We start from the raw sequence: 16,510 nt of genomic DNA on the forward strand, positions 1-16,510 counted from the left end.
ACATTGAATATTCATACAACTATAGGATAATTCCGTAATATATTTTTTTTATGATTTTGGATATTTGTAAACAAACAACTAAAACCTCGAAATCATGAAAAATTATATTTTTAGAATAAGCTTACTATTGATGGTTTTGCTAACATTTACAAGCTGTGAAGTGGTCGAAGGTATTTTTAATCTCGGTGTAGGAGTTGGTATCTTTATTGTAATTGCAATCTTGGCAGTTATCATTTGGGTTATCAGCCGATTTAAAAAATAACAATACAAAAAATCCCGTCTCATGTTTTAAAACGAAACGGGATTTTTTTATAAAACTTGAGAACGTTTAAAGATTATACATCTTCTTTCTCAATTCCTGCACTTTTTCATCATCAAGATAATCGTCGAAAGTCATGTAGCGATCGATTGCACCATTTGGCGTTAGCTCAATTACTCGATTACCAACGGTTTGGGCAAACTCATGATCATGAGTTGTAAAAATTACCGATCCTTTGAAGTTTTTCAATGAATTATTGAAAGCTGTAATCGACTCCAAATCCAAGTGATTCGTTGGTTCATCAATCATCAAAACGTTTGCTCTTTGCATCATCATTCTTGATAACATACAACGCACTTTTTCTCCTCCAGATAAAACACGGCTAGTTTTCAAGGCTTCTTCTCCTGAGAAAATCATCTTTCCAAGGAAACCACGAACATAAACTTCGTCTCTTTCTTCTTCGGTTTTCACCCATTGACGCAACCAGTCTACAAGCGAATAATCATTCTCGAAAAACGAATGGTTTTCAACTGGCAAATAGGCCTGATTTGTGGTAATTCCCCACTCAAAAGTTCCTGAATCTGGTTCTTGCAATCCGTTTAGGATTTCATAAAAAGCTGTTGTGGCACGTGAATCTTTAGAAAATAAAACAATTTTATCGCCTTTGGCCATGTTTAAATCCACACCTTTGAAAAGTAAATCTCCGTCTACCGAAGCACTCAGGTTCACCACATTCAAAATTTGGTCTCCGGCTTCCCTATCCTGATCAAAAATAATCGCAGGATAACGACGGCTTGAAGGCTTTATTTCGGAAATATTCAACTTGCTGATCATTTTTTTACGAGAAGTTGCCTGTTTGGATTTGGCAACATTCGCACTAAAACGACGGATAAATTCTTCCAATTCCTGTTTCTTTTCCTCTGCTTTTTTGTTTTGTTGAGCTCTTTGTTTGGCTGCCAATTGGCTAGACTCATACCAGAATGTATAGTTTCCAGAATAATGGTTTATCTTTCCAAAATCGATATCCGAGATGTGTGTACAAACCGCATCAAGGAAGTGACGGTCATGCGAAACAACAATTACCGTGTTTTCATAATTGGCCAAGAAATTTTCTAACCAAGCGATAGTTTCAAAATCCAAATCGTTGGTAGGCTCATCCATAATTAGCAAATCAGGGTTTCCAAAAAGAGCTTGTGCCAAAAGTACACGAACTTTAAGTTTTCCTTCGATATCAGCCATTAAAGTATAATGATTGTCTTCAGAAATTCCTAAACTCGAAAGCAAAGAAGCGGCATCAGAATCGGCATTCCAACCGTTCATTTCTTCAAATTGCACTTGCAACTCTCCAATTCTATCCGCATTTTCATCAGTATAATCCAAATAAAGCTCGTCCATTTCTTTTTTAACGGCATAAAGGACTTTGTTTCCCATCATTACCGTTTCGAGAACTGTATGTTCATCAAACATATTGTGGTTTTGGTTTAAAACCGACATACGTTTTCCTGGTTCAAGATGAATATGTCCCGAAGTTGGGTCCATTTCTCCTGAAATGATTTTTAGAAAAGTAGATTTTCCAGCACCGTTGGCTCCAATCACTCCATAAATATTACCGTGTGTAAAGGTGGTATTTACTTCATCGAACAAAATCCTCTTGCCAAACTGAACTGATAAATTATTAACTGTTAACATTGATTGTATTTTTTAAAAAGTTTTGCAAAAGTATGAAAAATAGTTTAGAATTGCAGACTGAGTTCTGGGGTGGAAGTTATCTGGTAAGTATTTTGAAATACACCAAATTATTTTAAAACAATCTATATAAACGAGTTGAAATCCTTATTTAACTATGCATTAACAGTAAAATCACTTCCAACTAAATATTTTTGTTTCACCATAACATTCTACAATGCATAACTTAAACGTTAGATTACTTTTATCATTTTCACTGGTTTTTGTTCTTTGTTCATGCGACAAAAAATTTAAGGACGATAATTTCACTGCTTATTTTGGTGGAGAGGTTTCGAATCCTACCAATAGATATGTGCTTTTTTGCAAAGATTCAGAAGTAATTGACACCATTCCTTTAAACGAAGACAATACTTTTTTCAAGACATTCGACTCGTTGGCTCCAGGCTTATATTCCTTCAAGCATGAACCTGAATATCAATATGTTTACTTTGACAAGAATGATAGCCTTATGGTTCGTATCAATTCTCAAGATTTTGATGAATCAATTATTTTTTGTGGAAGAGGTGAAGAAAAGAATAATTTTTTAATGGAGTTGTATCTTAAAAATGAGGATGACAAGAACACGCTCTTTGATGTTTTTGACTATGATTTACAAAAATTTACTCAAAACATCAATTCTTCCTATCAGTCCAAGGAAGCTTTTTACCTAAAGAAAAAGGAAGAATTAAAATGGAGTGAGGATTTTGATAAATATGCCAAAGCTTCACTTGATTTTTTCCATTATTCCAAAAAAGAAATTTATCCAATTGTGCATCAGATGCGAACTGGTGAAAATATTGATGACAAACTTCCTAAAGAATATTATGATTTTAGAAATAATGTAGATTTCAACAATGCCGATTTTACAAATTTCTCTCCTTTCGTAAGATATCTTTCCAATATGATGAACAATGTGGCTACCGACAAGGAGTTTACTACAGTTTCTGAGTTGGATAAAGCACTTGAAATCAACATTAAAAAATTGAATATTGCCGATACGCTTTTCAAAAATGAAAAAATCAAGAATATCGTTCTGAATAATATTGCTTTCACCTATTTATTGGAAGATCAAAATATTGTAAACAACAAGAAGTTCTTGGATAAATATCACGCTTTATCTACTGATAAAGATCAGCACAATGAGATTGTAAAAATTGGAAACGCCATTCAATCCTTAAAAACTGGAAATCCATTGCCAGATGCCAATTTAATTGATTTAGATGGAAAAGTTCAATCGGTTCACTCAATTATTAAAAAGAAGACAGTGGTTTTTTTCTGGACAAAAAGCTTGGAGTCACATCTAACAGCTTCCCACAAAAGAATCTTGGAAATTCAAAAAAAATATCCTGATTATGATTTTGTAGCAATTTGTGTAGATGAAAATCAAGAGAAGTGGAAAACCTTGCTTAGCAACTACAAATTCTCGGGAATCAAAGAATATAGAGCTGAAAATTTTGAGGATTTGAAAGAAAAATGGGTAGTAAACAAAATCCACAGAACCATTCTTCTTGATGCTAAAGGAAATATTGATAATGCCTTCGTGAACCTTTTTGATTCTAAATTTGAGCAGTATTTGAGGTAGTGGTTAGTGGTCAAATTTCGGGATTATGATATAAAAAAGGCGATTTTCTAAATTGAAAATCGCCTTTTATTTTATAAGTATTTTATATGCTCAACATTCAAAACTGAACACTGACCAACTGATTACTTATTTCCTTTTTCGAAATCAGCAATAAATTGAGCCAATCCGATGTCTGTCAAAGGGTGTTTCAACAAACCAGCAATTGCAGAAAGTGGTCCTGTGATAACATCTGCACCAATTTTTGCACAGTTGATAATGTGCATCGTATGACGAACAGAAGCTGCTAAAATTTCAGTTTCATAACCGTAGTTATCAAAAATCAAACGGATATCTTCGATCAAAGCCAAACCATCCGTAGAAACATCATCCAAACGACCAATAAACGGAGAAACATAAGTAGCTCCAGCTTTTGCAGCCAATAAAGCTTGCCCTGCAGAGAACACCAACGTTACGTTTGTCTTGATTCCTTTATCAGAAAAATATTTACAAGCCATGATTCCCTCTTTTGTCAAAGGCAATTTCACAACGATTTGATCGTGCAAGTCGGCTAATTCCTCACCTTCCTTGATCATTCCTTCGTAGTCAACAGCGTTAACTTCAGCACTTACATCTCCGTCAACAAGGTTGCAAATGTCAACATAATGCTTCAAGATATTGTTTTTTCCAGTGATTCCTTCTTTTGCCATCAAGGATGGATTTGTAGTTACACCGTCCAAAACACCTAATGCTTGTGCTTCTTCAATTTGAGCTAAATTCGCTGTGTCAATAAAAAATTTCATATGTATAGATTTAATTGTGTGTTTCTTTTTTCTTTTCTTTCCACAAAGTCACGAAGTCGCTAAGTTAAAAATTCAAAGCTTTGAGCTTTTGAGTCTTTGTGGCTATTTTAAAACCGCTGCAAAATTACAATTTATAATTTCTTTTCAGAATTGTTTTTGTTTAATTCTTTTAACTCTTCTTTTATTTCTCTAAGTAAATCAGTAATATCTTCTTGATTTTCTTCGATTACATTGATCTTGCTAAAAGTTTTAGCTATTGAACGGAATACATACCAAACAAAAACGACAACAAGAATTCCTATAATGGGTTGAATTATTTCTTTCATAACTTATAATGATTCATCAACATTTTTTCATACACTTTATCAGGCAAGATTCGCTTTAATACAATTGAGAATTTTTGCATAAAAACGCCAACCTTATAATGTACTTTTGGATTTGGACTTTGGATGATCTTATAAACCGCTTCGGCCATCTCGTTTGGGTTACTTCCTGAATCTACATGCTCATCCATCATTTTGAGGGTATTTCCGTAAGGAATCGCATAATCAGAACCTGGAATCAGTGGTGCGTGAAAACGTCCTGAAGCAATATTGGTGGCAAAATCTCCCGGAGCTACATTGGTGATGTGAATTCCCATAGACTTCACTTCCATTCTTAAAGCTTCGGTTATGAGCTCTAAAGCTCCTTTTGAAGCCGAATAAACACTTCTATAAGGCAAACCCATATAACCTGCAATTGAGGTAATATTAATTATCAGTCCAGATTTTTGCGAACGCATTTGTGGCAAAACTGCTTTCATCACTTCTATTGGTCCGAAGAAATTGGTTTCGAAGTTGTTCTTGATTTCGGAGGTTGGAATTTCTTCCAAAGGTCCGGTGATGCCTACTCCTGCATTGTTGATAACCACGTCCAATCGTCCTGAAACTTGGATGATTTTGGCGACTGCAGTTTGAATACTTTCTGTATTTCTAACATCTAATATTACTAATGGAAATACGGAATTGATTATTTTTTCGGGATTTCGGCTGGTGCCATAAACGATGAAACCTTTGTGGTGCAGGAATTCGCCTATTGATTTTCCGATTCCGGAGGATCCTCCCGTTATGAGTATTACTTTGGACATTTTGTTTGGGTTTTTCGATATTTCGAAATTGTTTCCAAATTTAGTGTTTTGGATTTTTTAATTTGAAAAATTTATTGAATAATTTGAACCATTAAAAAATTAAGGTCCATCAAGATTTTGCTTTGAAACTTTGATGCTTTGGAACTTGAAGCTTTTATAGACAATATTGGTCCCAAAAGTTAAAAGAATGCCTTTTGATTCTGAATAGCCCCGATGGTGCCATTGTCTGAGCTCTTGCAACTGCCGTAAGAGCTGTTGCAAAGCGAGTGGCTCCAGCGGGAACATGGTTTAAAAAAAATCCTTCGATTTGCTCCAAAAAAAAAAATCCTCCACATCGGGAAGATTAAAAAAAATGGCAAGCTACCTACATCGCACCGCTCAACCACGTACCCTTGCTGTGTTCCCACCCTGGGGGAGTCTGCAGGAGCTGGTCGTGTAGGACTTGCCGGTGCAAATATACAATCTTTTTGTATTTTTGCAAGCCTAAAAGCGGATATTCATTATGTTTGTATCGTGCAAAAATTTAAAATTAATCATGAAAAGTCATAACTTACTCTCAATCATTTTATTAGGAACGGCGATGATCAGTTGTCAATGTTCAAAAAATTCCGATACAAAATTTTTTAGCTTCGATGGAGCGAAACTTCAGGAGCAATATAAGCCAGGCGAGTCGATTGATATGGGGATTTTGAATGCCGAAAACAAAAAAATCGACAGTATTATCTATTATGTAAACAACAAAAATATTGGTTCTAAAAAAGGAGCTGAATGTATTGCATTTGATTTGTCGGCCGAAAAATTGGGTTACAAGAACCTAAAGGCTTTGGTTTATTTTGAGGGTGAACATCAGGAAACTGAAACGAGAGTGGAACTGGTTTCGGGGATTCAGCCGAAATTATTGACGTATGAAATTGTGAATATTTTTCCGCACGACATGAAAGCCTATACCCAAGGTTTGGAATTTTACCGTGATACGCTTTTTGAAAGTACGGGAAATGGTGCTGGAAATTCTACAGGAATCAGAGGGGTTTCGAGTATTAGAAAAACAGATTACAAAACTGGAAAGATTTACAAGCAGGTTGATTTGGAAAATAATATGTTTGGGGAAGGAATTACGGTTTTAAACAATAAAGTCTATCAGTTGACCTACAAAGAAATGACGGGTTTTGTGTATAATGCTGATAATTTGAAAAGGGAAAAAACGTTTAAATATTTCCGCCAGATGGAAGGTTGGGGATTGACGAATGATGGAACAAACCTTTACCAATCGGACGGAAGCGAGAAGATTTGGATTTTGGATCCTGAAACTTTGAAGGAGGTTGATAACATCAACATCTATACTGGTTCGGCAAAAGTGAAGAATGTAAATGAACTGGAATGGGTGGACGGAAAAATCTATGGAAATGTGTATCTAAAAGATGCAATTGCTGTTATAGATCCTAAAACGGGAGCTGTTGAAGCCATCTTGGATTTGAAAGATTTGAAAGTGAAAGTGCTGCAACATCCTGACGTTGATGTCTTGAACGGAATTGCTTATAACGCAAAAACGAAGACTTTTTTTGTTACTGGTAAAAATTGGGATAAGATGTTTGAGATTAGAATCAAATAGAAAAAACCAACGTTAATATTAAGATAATTGCAGGCTATTGACCTGCAATTATTTTTTATATTTGTTTGTACCCAAAAACCAAATCTTATGTTTAAAATCTTAGCAAAACTAAACAAGCTTCTTCTTCCAAGTTTTACCAAGCAGGGATTGGATATCGCCAAGGCAAAGAAATGGCAAATGGCCATTATTGGCTGGAAATATTATGTAACCAAAAATGCTTTGAATTAATAGACCAATGGCGAGTATGTTTCGTATTGGCTGATTTTATTTCTTCCTTTTAGAAAGGACAATTCCATCAGGAAATTGAACTGCACGATTTCGCCACCTAGTTTTTCTACCAATTCTGCTACCGCTTTTGCTGTTCCGCCAGTTGCCAGAACATCATCATGAATGAGAATTTTTTCGCCTTTTTGGATGGCATCTGTATGAATTTCTAGTGTATCGGAACCATATTCTAATTCATAGGAAGCCGATAGTACTGAAAATGGTAATTTTTTTGGTTTTCGAACCGGAACAAAACCAACGTTTAATTCTTGTGCCAAAAGCATCCCAAAGAAAAAACCACGGCTCTCCACTCCTACTACTTTATCGATCTTTTGATCGCCTAAACTCTTCACTAACAGTTGCAAACATTCTTTCCGTGCTTCTGGATCATTCAGCAAAGGTGTAATATCTTTAAAGTTGATTCCTGGTTTTGGAAAATCCTGTATATCACGGATGTAATCGGTTAATGTCATTTTTTTTATTTTTATAGTGGATTTGATTTGCAAGTTACGCATATTTCCTTATATTTGCACCCGAATTAAAGGCCTCGTGGCGCAACTGAATAGCGCATCTGATTACGGCTCAGAAGGTTACTGGTTTGAATCCAGTCGAGGTCACAAAAAAATCCTTAAACACACTTATATCAGGAGTTTAAGGATTTTTATTTTATACTTTGTGCCTTTTCTGTGTCAAATAAGACAATGCTCATTTAGCTTACTCATTACTTCTTCCACTTTCTTAAATGCTCTCTTGTTTGTTTTCCGGATTCTTTGAGGTCTTCTGGTTTCCATTTTCCTTTTGATGATGCTGATGGAAATAGAAAAGAGCATGATTCGTCCTTGTCGGCTACTGACCACGTAATCCAGCTCAATTTCTTGGATTCCATCCAGTCGATGTATTCCTGCCAGGCTTTTAAATCCAATTTGCCGTCGCCTGTGGCTTCTGTTCCTGCTGATTCTGAAACAAAAATCGGGAGTCCGTCAGCAAAGGCCTGATCGGCTCGGTCACGCAACCATTTTTCGTGGGTTGCGGCATAAAAATGCAAGGTGTACATTAGGTTTTCATAACCTTTTATGGGATCTTTTGCAGCCAGATGCACATCCTGATCCCAACTTGGAGAACCTACAAGGATGATATTATCAGGATCGTTTTTGCGGATTATGGTTATAATTTCCTCTGAATAAGCCTTTACTTCTTCCCATGATTGCTTTTCCGGTTCGTTGAAGATTTCATAGATTATGTTTGGATATTTCCCGTATTTCTTGGATATCTCGTCAAAAAAAGCTTTTGCTTCTTCCAGATGGATGTTGTGGCTGTGCCAATCGATGATGACATAGATATCTTCTTTTATGGCTGCATTAACAACAGCTTCTAGTTTTGCTTTGGAATCTTTTGGATCCTTCAGATAGCAATTATCATCGGCGTCAACTCCCATTGCAGCTCTGAGAACGTTAGCATTCCAATCGTTATGCAGCCATTTTACAGTTTCCTTATTGTAGAATCTTGGCCACCAATTGTGCCAACCGAAACTGACACCTCGAAGGGAAATCGCTTCTCCATTTTGATCGACCAGTTGTGTTCCGACAACTTTTAATTGTCCGTGCTCTTCGACGAATTGTGCATTTGATGCTAAGGCAAAAAGTAGCAGTAGTAAGGTGAATTTTATTTTCATGTTTTTATGCTTTGTTTATCATCAGTTTTCGTGTAGCTTGGAAGGTTTCCAATCCAGAGGCTTCGGGACTGAAAGATTCTTTCTAGCCCTGATGGTTGCAAATATCCTTTTGTTCTGGGGTTCAGAACAAAAGATATTGCATCCAGCAGGAATATGGATTCCCAAAATGCCCAAACGTTTCGCTTCTAATTATTTTGAAAGCTTTAGCACCACAACATCGTGTGAACCGATTTCTGTTGTGAAGGCTTTTTTTGTTGTGCCAAGTTCCTTGTTTTTCCAGAGGTCTTTGATTTTAAAGGTTTGCTTTTCGAAATTGGCTTCGAGGTTGAAATCGGCATCCTTGATGATGTGTTTCTTGAAATCGAAGTTGATTTTCTTGGTGACGTCACTCCTGTTTAGGAACGTTATTGCCCAATTGCCATCTGAGAGTGGTTTTACCCAAGTTTCGATTCCGTCTTCGGATGAATATCGGAAGGCTTGGATGCCTAATTTATCCTGATTGATGGCGATTATTTCTTTATTGGTGAGAATACTTAAGGTTTCCTTGGTCATCTTGCGGAAGTCGTTTCCTGCAATTAGTGGCGAGGCTAGCATGGACCACATGGTGTAGTGCGACTTGTCTTCGGCAAAGGTCATTCCGTTTCCTACTTCTAGCATGTCGAAATCGTTCCAATGGTCGGGTCCTGAATATTTTCGGATGTCTTTTCGCATTTCTACGATTTTCATGACGCCCCAGGACGACCAATTTTCGGGATGCTTGTGTTCACAATCAAAACACGGATAGATGTCGCCCGAAACTCTCCAGAGGTTTCCGATTGGTTCGCCCCATTCCCAAGGCTGGTTGTCGCCCCATTCGCAAAGGCTGAAAACGATTGGTTTTCCTGCAGTTTTCAAGGCGTTGCTCATTGTAGTGTAGGCTTCTTTGGCGGTAATTCCTTGGGTGTTGCACCAGTCGTATTTTAGGAAATCGATGTTCAAGCTTGCATAAAAACGAGCATCTTGGTATTCGTAGCCTCGTGTTCCTGGATATCCTGCACAGGTTTTGGTTCCTGCACAATTGTATAATCCGAATTTTAATCCTTTTGAATGGACATACTCGATAAGGGCTTTCATTCCGCTTGGAAATTTTATAGGATCTGGAACTAGGTTTCCGTCCTTATCACGCTCGCGTGTCATCCAACCGTCGTCTAAGACGATGTAGTTGTATCCTGCAGCTGCCATTCCGGAAGCGACCATGATATCGGCAGTTTCTTTAACGAGTTTTTCATCGATATGGGTTTCAAAGGTGTTCCAACTGTTCCAACCCATTGGTGGCGTATTGGCTAGGCCTTTGAATTTTCCTGTTTCTTGCTGATAGACATTTCCTTGTGCGGTTGCAAAAAAGGAAATGGCAAGGACTAAAAGGGTGTAAATGTTTTTTTTCATATTTTAAATATAAAAAGAACCCTGAAAAATCAGGGTTCTGGAATCTAAACTAACTAAAACAAACTCTAAGTTTAATCTACGGTGTAGGTTATGTTATCAAAATAATAAACGTTTGCATTTCCAGAAAATTCTTGAAAAGAAATATTTTGAAGTGCCGCTGGGTTTCCTAATTGTTCCCAAGTAAAGCTAATTTCTTTCCATTCTGTTGTAGTCTCAAAAATTCTTCCATCTACACCTGGTCCATCCCAAGCACCATTGAAAACAAGCTTTAATTTTCCTGGAGCATCAGATCTAACTGCAAATTTAATTCCAGTGTAACTTGAAAGTTGATCATCCCAAGCCCATTCTCCTTGGATATTACCCCATCCGTCCATTGCTTTTTTGATGAAAACTAATCCTTGGTTAGACTTGGTTCCATCTGTGATATACTCGTGATTGTTCCAATCTGGTATTCCCCAAGGACTGTAAAAAACGTCATCAAAAATTGCTGTCCCAACCGCTGTTCCATAAAGTACTGTTCCTGAAATTGTTGTTACTGAAACATTTTTATACTGAGAACCTGCTGGCAAGATTGCTTTGATTTCGGTTAACGTACTAGATACAATAACCGCTTCAACTCCTCCAACCTCAACAATTGGATCCAAGAAGAAAGAGCCATAAATTGTAATCTCTTGTCCGTCAGCAGCATTGATTGGATTAAAACTATGCATTCCTGGAGCTGGAGGTGCTACAACAAAATCGAAAATTGCAGTTCCTTTTTTGGTTACAACTTTCAACTGATCAGAAGCATCTGCATAAGGTGTATTTCTGTTTATTACAACGAAAATTTCTGTATCTGTAACAAGAACAGGGTTGAAATAGGTATCATAATCATTAAAGTAGATTTTTTGAACCGTTGCAAGCCCCTTACCTCTAATGATATACATATTATCAGCATAACCAACCGTTATAGGCTCTAAGGCTGAAGGATTACCATCTTCATCTGTTGTTGTTGTAACACTCTCAATCACTGGTACTGTTGAAGAATTGCTATCATTGTCACTACTGCAAGATGCCAGTGAAAATATTGCTATTAATAGTATGAATATACTCTTAATCCAATTGCTGTTTAAATTTTTCATTTTAATAAATATTTTAAATTAATCAAAAGTATAAGGTACTGGAGGTTGCAATAAAAGAGGATTTCTTGCAACATCAATATCTGGATAAGGCAAAAAGAAATCTTTTTCTTCTGGAGTATAAAACTCAGCAAAATCTTTGTTACCTCTATTTTGAGCAGCCATGATTGCTATAGCTTGAGCTCTTGGCATTCTTCCTAATTCAAACCAGAAGTCGCCTTCAAAACATAATTCTTTTCTTCTTTCTAAAAAGATATCATCAAAAGTTATACTTGTTAGATTTGCTAATCCTGCTCGGTTTCGGACAGCATTGATTGATGTCAAAGCTGCTGCATCTGAAGTGCTTGACCCTCCAGCTAAAACTGCTTCTGCATGAATCAATAATAGCTCCGCATACCGCATTATATAAGTATTATTATCCATCATACCCCATTCATCTACAGGTCCTGTAGTGCTACCATTCACTACACCTATACAATATTTTTTTATTGCAGCACCTGCACCTTGACCTCCAATTTGATCTTCGGAAGGAACTACTAATGTTGCTCCTGATTTTATTTTTACGTTTGGATATTCGTCCCCAGGCAACATAATGGTTTCTTTTCTTCTAACATCCCCTGTTCCATATAATGTTTTAATTTCTTGGGCTGGAGCAAAAACACCTCCATAAGTAACATTTGAAGTAGAAACATCGGCTGTACTGATTCCAAACTGTGTGTTTGAATTGTTTGCAGAGCCATAATTTCCATCACCTTTCCATTGAATTGCAAATATGGACTCCTCGTTGTTGTTATTGGCATAGGTAAATAAATCTCCAAAAGATTTACTTGGCAATTCAGCACCACCTAAAAGTTTGAACTCACCACTATTGATTACCTCTTCGGCCATCAACCTAGCATTCACATAATCCTTTTTATACAAATATACTTTTGCAAGCATTGCCGTTGCTGAACCTTTAGAAACTCTCCCGTTTAGCATATAGTTTGCTGTTCTGGTTTTGGCATTTAATCTTTCCATTGCAGCCTTGTAGTCCATTTCTATGAAGGTATAGATGTCTTCAATATTATTGGTATTGATAGCTGGCTTACCTACGTGATCTAAATTATTTTCTATAATTGGTACAGGTCCCCAAAGTCTAACCAGGTAAAAGTAGGCCGTTGCTCTCATAAAATAGGCTTCTCCGATCACATTATTTAAAACTGCCGGATCAACAGAAGGACCTACCCTTTGCTCTAGAAAATTAATGATTGCATTGGCTTGTGCCACATTAGCCCACAGTGAGCTCCAACCATTAATTAATTCGTTATCACTTCCGTTTAAGGAAAAATTTCGCATTGCACTAACATCTGAAGATCCTGTGTACATATTTCCAGAACCAACTTCGGATACAGCCCAGAAAAATTTATTCCCAAATTGAAACCATGTTCTACTGTACATTCCATTTGTTGCTGATTCAACTTGTGCGTTAGTGGAATAATAGGCATCTAAACTAACTCCATCTTCTGGAGGACGGTTTGTAAAGTCATCATCGCATGAGCTAAAAGCAAAAACTAACGTTGCTATGCTCAAAAATTTATATAAGCTTGAAAATCTTTTCATTGTATATTTTTTTTTTAAAATTCTAAGTTAACTCCAAAAGCAAACGTTCTTGGTGAAGGATATCTTCCGTTATCAATGCCTGATAAAAGTGGGCTTTGATTGAAAGAACCTATTTCAGGATCATATCCAGAATAATCAGTAAATGTATACAGGTTCTGTACGCTTCCATAAACTCTTACTCTCGACATTTTAATTTTTGAAATTAGATCGGCCGGCAGATTGTATCCTAGCGTCAGGTTTTGAATTCTCAAATAAGATCCATCTTCTACATAACGGTCTGAAATCAATAAATTGGTATTATTATCTGCCCCAATTGGTCTTGGTATATTTGTATCTGTATTATCAGGAGTCCAATAATTCATAGCCTCAACTAATTGATTTTGAAACAAGGAAGCATTTGATGTACCGCTTCTTCTAGTTAGATTCATTACATCATTACCATAAGAACCTTGAAGAAATATTGATAAATCAAAGTTTTTGTATTTAAAATTATTTGTAAATCCAAAAGTGAAATCGGGATGAGGATTTCCAATAAATGTTTTATCATCTTGGTTTACTTCTCCATCTCCATTAACATCCTTGTATCTAACATCTCCAAGATAGGTCTGACCAGGAGCTGTTCCAACAGTTTGTCCGAATTGAAGTGGTGCTGCATTTAAGGCGTCTAAATCATTAAAAATTCCTTCTGTAATATATCCGTAGAACATTCCAATAGGATTTCCAACTAAAGTGTTGGTAACGTCAACAGACTGATAACCATTCGCATTCACAGATTGAATTAACGGAAGACCATCCTGAATGGATACTAACTTATTTTTATAATGCGAAACAACTAAAGTTGAATTCCATGAAAAATCTCTGTTTCCTTTTGTGGTATAGGTCAATGTTACATCCACACCTTTGTTTTCCATTTCACCTAAATTAGACCAAGGTGCATCAATTCCTCCATATTGATACCCTCCACCTGTTAGGTATAAAGGTAATGGCACAAGGAATAAGAAATCTTTTGATGTTTTATTGTAAAAATCAAAACTAGCTCCTAATCTTGAGTCCAATACTGTAAAATCCAAACCTAAATTCGTTTGTTGCATAGACTCCCAAGTTAAATCAGGATTTGGAATATTAGAAACTAAAAATCCCGTGCCTAAACCTGAATTTTGTTGATTTAGCATTGCTGAATATTTATTGTTAGGGATTTGTTGGTTACCCGTTTCCCCATATCCAATTCTAAATTTAATGTTATCGATGTATTTACGAGTATTTTCCATGAAGCTCTCACTAGACAATTTCCAAGAAATTGCTGCGGAAGGAAAATAACCCCACTGTTTATCGGTTACTTGGTCAAATTTTGAAGATTGATCTCCACGATAGGAAGCAGTTATGCTATATTTATTGTCAAAATCATAAATCAAACGACCAAAGACAGAGAAAAGTGCTTGACTTCCTTTGTAACTATCTACCACATAACTGTCTGGATCCGCTAAATTCAATCCATATATAGTATTGGTTTGAAAATTACTTCCCGATGCAATAACTCCTTCCCAATGGCTGTCATTCGCTTCTTGGCCTGCCAATACAGTAAAATGGTGTTTCCCGATAGTCTTGTCGTAAGTCAGTAAGTTTTTTACGTTTGTAGAATACCAATTCTGTCTTCTTTCATTCAAAAGTGAAATGATATTTTCTTGAACTCCCCATTTGTAGGTTGGTGTGAATTGTGTGTGCTCTGAAAATTCTGTATTAGCTCCCAATTCCAGCCTATACTTCAATCCATCGAATAAAGTAGCTTCTGCATAAACATTCCCGAAGAAGTTTTTACGAACCAACTTGTTATCCTTTGATAAAGCTTCGGCAACTGGATTAAAATAAGTTACATTTTGAGAAGTGTCGTTTGGTCCTGCAAATGAACCGTCGATATTTCTAACAGGAATATCTGGTGATTGTAATAATGTATTGCTGATTAAACCCGAAAAACTTTGGTTAATTGTAAGTGTTTCATTAGTTATACCCGTTCCCATATTAGTCCCTACTTTCAACCAATCTTTAACTTTTGAATCAAGGTTCACCCTCATCGTATATCGCTTATAACCCGATCCTAACAAAGTTCCTTGCTGGTCTAAAAATCCTCCCGATATATAATAGTTCGTAGCATCCTTACCCCCCGAAAAAGATATTTGATGGCTTTTTGCAATAGCTGTTCTATAAACCTCGTCCTGCCAGTTTGTACCCTTACCTAAAAGTTCTGGATGTGCAAACTCAGGTCTTGGCTCAGCTCCATAAAGTGTTGCCAATTCATTTTTATTTTGAGCATATTGTTGCAAATTCATTACATCCAACTTGTTTGTAATAGATTGCACAGATGTAAAACCTTCGTAGCTTATTTTTCCTGTTCCTTTTTTTCCAGATTTTGTGGTAATGATAATTACACCATTTGCTCCACGAGATCCATAAATAGCTGTCGCAGAAGCATCTTTCAATATATCGATTGACTCAACATCATTCGGATTAATCATCGACAAGGGATTTACTGCATTATTTCCAGCACCTCCGCTTGTAGAAAAATCATTGCCTGAAATTGGCCTTCCACTGGTTGCTATACTTGTCGCATCTCCAGAAATAGGCAAGCCATCAATGATATAGAGAGGCTCGTTTGTACCAGAAATAGAGGTAGTTCCTCTAACCCTAATAGAGGCTGCACCCCCTGGCTGTCCTGAGTTATTGGTTACCGAAACTCCTGCTGCTTTTCCTTGCAACATTTGGTCAATATTTACCTGCTTTAAATTTTCAATGTCCTTTGCCTTAACAGAAGAAACAGCACCATTAACATCACCTTTCTTCTGAGTTCCATATCCAATAACAACAACCTCATTCAAATCCTCAACATTTTCCTTCATCACTACATTTAGCTTTGTTTTACCATTTATTGCTAAATTTTGAGAGGTAAATCCAATAAAACTAAAAGAAAGTGTCCCGTTTGATGGAGCGTCAATGCTGTAAACTCCATCAAGATTTGTAGTAACAACATTCTGTCCGCCAACAACCGAAACGGTAACTCCCGGAAGCGTCAATCCGTTAGCATCGGAAACAACACCTTCAACCCGTGTTTGAGCAAAAATAATATTACTACACAGTAATAAAAACAACATCAACGGAACCGAACGCTGCCCGACTTTCCAATGAAGTACATGAAACAATAATTTTTTCATAATAATGGTTAGTTAAATAAAAGTTAGTTAATTCTTTTACATACAAATCAGTAGTTTTTGAAGTTTGAGTTGAGCTATGATTTATATTTAACAAATCTATAACACACGATAACATCAAATTAATAGTATTATATCATTTAATGATAATA

14 protein-coding genes, 1 tRNA gene and 1 other RNA gene are annotated in these 16,510 nt (G+C 36.4%); 5 read left to right on the forward strand and 11 right to left on the reverse strand.

All coding sequences use genetic code 11. The features are described 5' to 3' along the window. The first annotated feature begins 94 nt into the window (after positions 1 to 94). Positions 95 to 262 carry a hypothetical protein gene (locus G508_RS20240; protein WP_169628035.1) on the forward strand — a complete coding sequence of 56 codons (168 nt, stop codon included), beginning with the start codon at positions 95 to 97 and terminating at the stop codon, positions 260 to 262. A gap of 66 nt (positions 263 to 328) precedes the next feature. Here G508_RS20240 and G508_RS0112805 read toward each other — a convergent pair whose 3' ends face one another. Then, positions 329 to 1,948: an ABC-F family ATP-binding cassette domain-containing protein gene (locus G508_RS0112805; protein WP_026705702.1), complete on the reverse strand. Its 1,620-nt coding sequence runs from the start codon at positions 1,946 to 1,948 to the stop codon at positions 329 to 331. A gap of 214 nt (positions 1,949 to 2,162) precedes the next feature. On the opposite strand from G508_RS0112805, the gene G508_RS0112810 reads away from it, so the two are divergent. Further along, positions 2,163 to 3,566, forward strand: a complete 1,404-nt coding sequence (locus tag G508_RS0112810) for a TlpA family protein disulfide reductase (RefSeq protein WP_026705703.1) — start codon at positions 2,163 to 2,165, stop codon at positions 3,564 to 3,566. A 122-nt stretch (positions 3,567 to 3,688) separates the two neighbouring features. Here the strand turns inward: G508_RS0112810 and fsa are convergent, their stop codons facing one another. From fsa to ffs, 4 genes are all read right to left on the reverse strand, one after another. Then, positions 3,689 to 4,345 carry a fructose-6-phosphate aldolase gene (gene fsa, locus G508_RS0112815; protein WP_026705704.1) on the reverse strand — a complete coding sequence of 219 codons (657 nt, stop codon included), beginning with the start codon at positions 4,343 to 4,345 and terminating at the stop codon, positions 3,689 to 3,691. A gap of 131 nt (positions 4,346 to 4,476) precedes the next feature. After that, positions 4,477 to 4,671 (reverse strand): hypothetical protein, encoded by a 195-nt coding sequence (locus G508_RS0112820; RefSeq protein WP_026705705.1) that lies wholly within the window; start codon positions 4,669 to 4,671, stop codon positions 4,477 to 4,479. Next, the gene (locus G508_RS0112825) at positions 4,668 to 5,471 is read right to left on the reverse strand and encodes an SDR family oxidoreductase (protein WP_026705706.1); all 804 of its coding nucleotides are present in this window, start codon (positions 5,469 to 5,471) and stop codon (positions 4,668 to 4,670) included. Before G508_RS0112825 ends, G508_RS0112820 begins: the two co-directional genes overlap by 4 nt. A gap of 350 nt (positions 5,472 to 5,821) precedes the next feature. Then, positions 5,822 to 5,919: signal recognition particle sRNA small type (ffs, locus tag G508_RS19860), an RNA gene on the reverse strand. An 87-nt stretch (positions 5,920 to 6,006) separates the two neighbouring features. Here ffs and G508_RS0112835 point away from each other — a divergent pair. Together G508_RS0112835 and G508_RS0112840 are read left to right on the forward strand one after the other, a co-directional pair. Beyond that, positions 6,007 to 7,080: a glutaminyl-peptide cyclotransferase gene (locus G508_RS0112835; RefSeq protein WP_026705708.1), complete on the forward strand. Its 1,074-nt coding sequence runs from the start codon at positions 6,007 to 6,009 to the stop codon at positions 7,078 to 7,080. Positions 7,081 to 7,167: 87 nt separating this feature from the next. After that, a complete protein-coding gene (locus G508_RS0112840; protein ID WP_026705709.1) occupies positions 7,168 to 7,308 on the forward strand; it encodes a hypothetical protein in 141 nt (46 codons plus the stop codon). Here the strand turns inward: G508_RS0112840 and G508_RS0112845 are convergent. Next, a complete protein-coding gene (locus G508_RS0112845; protein ID WP_026705710.1) occupies positions 7,305 to 7,817 on the reverse strand; it encodes an adenine phosphoribosyltransferase in 513 nt (170 codons plus the stop codon). The genes G508_RS0112840 and G508_RS0112845 overlap by 4 nt on opposite strands. 70 nt (positions 7,818 to 7,887) lie before the next feature. Between G508_RS0112845 and G508_RS0112850 the strand changes: the two genes are divergently transcribed. Beyond that, a tRNA-Arg gene (locus tag G508_RS0112850) sits at positions 7,888 to 7,961 on the forward strand. A 104-nt stretch (positions 7,962 to 8,065) separates the two neighbouring features. Here the strand turns inward: G508_RS0112850 and G508_RS0112855 are convergent. From G508_RS0112855 to G508_RS0112875, 5 genes are all read right to left on the reverse strand, one after another. Next, the gene (locus tag G508_RS0112855) at positions 8,066 to 9,016 is read right to left on the reverse strand and encodes a glycoside hydrolase family 5 protein (protein WP_026705711.1); all 951 of its coding nucleotides are present in this window, start codon (positions 9,014 to 9,016) and stop codon (positions 8,066 to 8,068) included. Between the two features lie 189 nt (positions 9,017 to 9,205). Then, the gene (locus G508_RS0112860; RefSeq protein WP_026705712.1) at positions 9,206 to 10,441 is read right to left on the reverse strand and encodes a glycoside hydrolase family 27 protein; all 1,236 of its coding nucleotides are present in this window, start codon (positions 10,439 to 10,441) and stop codon (positions 9,206 to 9,208) included. Positions 10,442 to 10,512: 71 nt separating this feature from the next. Beyond that, a complete protein-coding gene (locus G508_RS18965) occupies positions 10,513 to 11,562 on the reverse strand; it encodes an IPT/TIG domain-containing protein (protein ID WP_051197611.1) in 1,050 nt (349 codons plus the stop codon). 18 nt (positions 11,563 to 11,580) lie between these two features. Next, the gene (locus G508_RS0112870; RefSeq protein ID WP_026705713.1) at positions 11,581 to 13,158 is read right to left on the reverse strand and encodes a RagB/SusD family nutrient uptake outer membrane protein; all 1,578 of its coding nucleotides are present in this window, start codon (positions 13,156 to 13,158) and stop codon (positions 11,581 to 11,583) included. Positions 13,159 to 13,172: 14 nt separating this feature from the next. After that, complete coding sequence (locus G508_RS0112875; RefSeq protein ID WP_026705714.1) at positions 13,173 to 16,361, reverse strand: SusC/RagA family TonB-linked outer membrane protein; 3,189 nt, start codon at positions 16,359 to 16,361, stop codon at positions 13,173 to 13,175. Between the last annotated feature and the right edge of the window lie 149 nt (positions 16,362 to 16,510).

Source organism: Flavobacterium soli DSM 19725 (assembly GCF_000422705.1).
GTDB classification, from domain to species: Bacteria; Bacteroidota; Bacteroidia; order Flavobacteriales; family Flavobacteriaceae; genus Flavobacterium; species Flavobacterium soli.

Coding starts and splice junctions, on each gene's coding strand:
- G508_RS20240 (WP_169628035.1), top strand. CDS start 95: ATGAAAAATTATATTTTTAGAATAAGCTTACTATTGATGGTTTTGCTA.
- G508_RS0112825 (WP_026705706.1), bottom strand. CDS start 5,471: ATGTCCAAAGTAATACTCATAACGGGAGGATCCTCCGGAATCGGAAAA.
- G508_RS0112845 (WP_026705710.1), bottom strand. CDS start 7,817: ATGACATTAACCGATTACATCCGTGATATACAGGATTTTCCAAAACCA.
- G508_RS0112855 (WP_026705711.1), bottom strand. CDS start 9,016: ATGAAAATAAAATTCACCTTACTACTGCTACTTTTTGCCTTAGCATCA.
- G508_RS0112810 (WP_026705703.1), top strand. CDS start 2,163: ATGCATAACTTAAACGTTAGATTACTTTTATCATTTTCACTGGTTTTT.
- G508_RS0112805 (WP_026705702.1), bottom strand. CDS start 1,948: ATGTTAACAGTTAATAATTTATCAGTTCAGTTTGGCAAGAGGATTTTG.
- G508_RS0112835 (WP_026705708.1), top strand. CDS start 6,007: ATGAAAAGTCATAACTTACTCTCAATCATTTTATTAGGAACGGCGATG.
- G508_RS0112870 (WP_026705713.1), bottom strand. CDS start 13,158: ATGAAAAGATTTTCAAGCTTATATAAATTTTTGAGCATAGCAACGTTA.
- fsa (WP_026705704.1), bottom strand. CDS start 4,345: ATGAAATTTTTTATTGACACAGCGAATTTAGCTCAAATTGAAGAAGCA.
- G508_RS18965 (WP_051197611.1), bottom strand. CDS start 11,562: ATGAAAAATTTAAACAGCAATTGGATTAAGAGTATATTCATACTATTA.
- G508_RS0112860 (WP_026705712.1), bottom strand. CDS start 10,441: ATGAAAAAAAACATTTACACCCTTTTAGTCCTTGCCATTTCCTTTTTT.
- G508_RS0112875 (WP_026705714.1), bottom strand. CDS start 16,361: ATGAAAAAATTATTGTTTCATGTACTTCATTGGAAAGTCGGGCAGCGT.
- G508_RS0112820 (WP_026705705.1), bottom strand. CDS start 4,671: ATGAAAGAAATAATTCAACCCATTATAGGAATTCTTGTTGTCGTTTTT.
- G508_RS0112840 (WP_026705709.1), top strand. CDS start 7,168: ATGTTTAAAATCTTAGCAAAACTAAACAAGCTTCTTCTTCCAAGTTTT.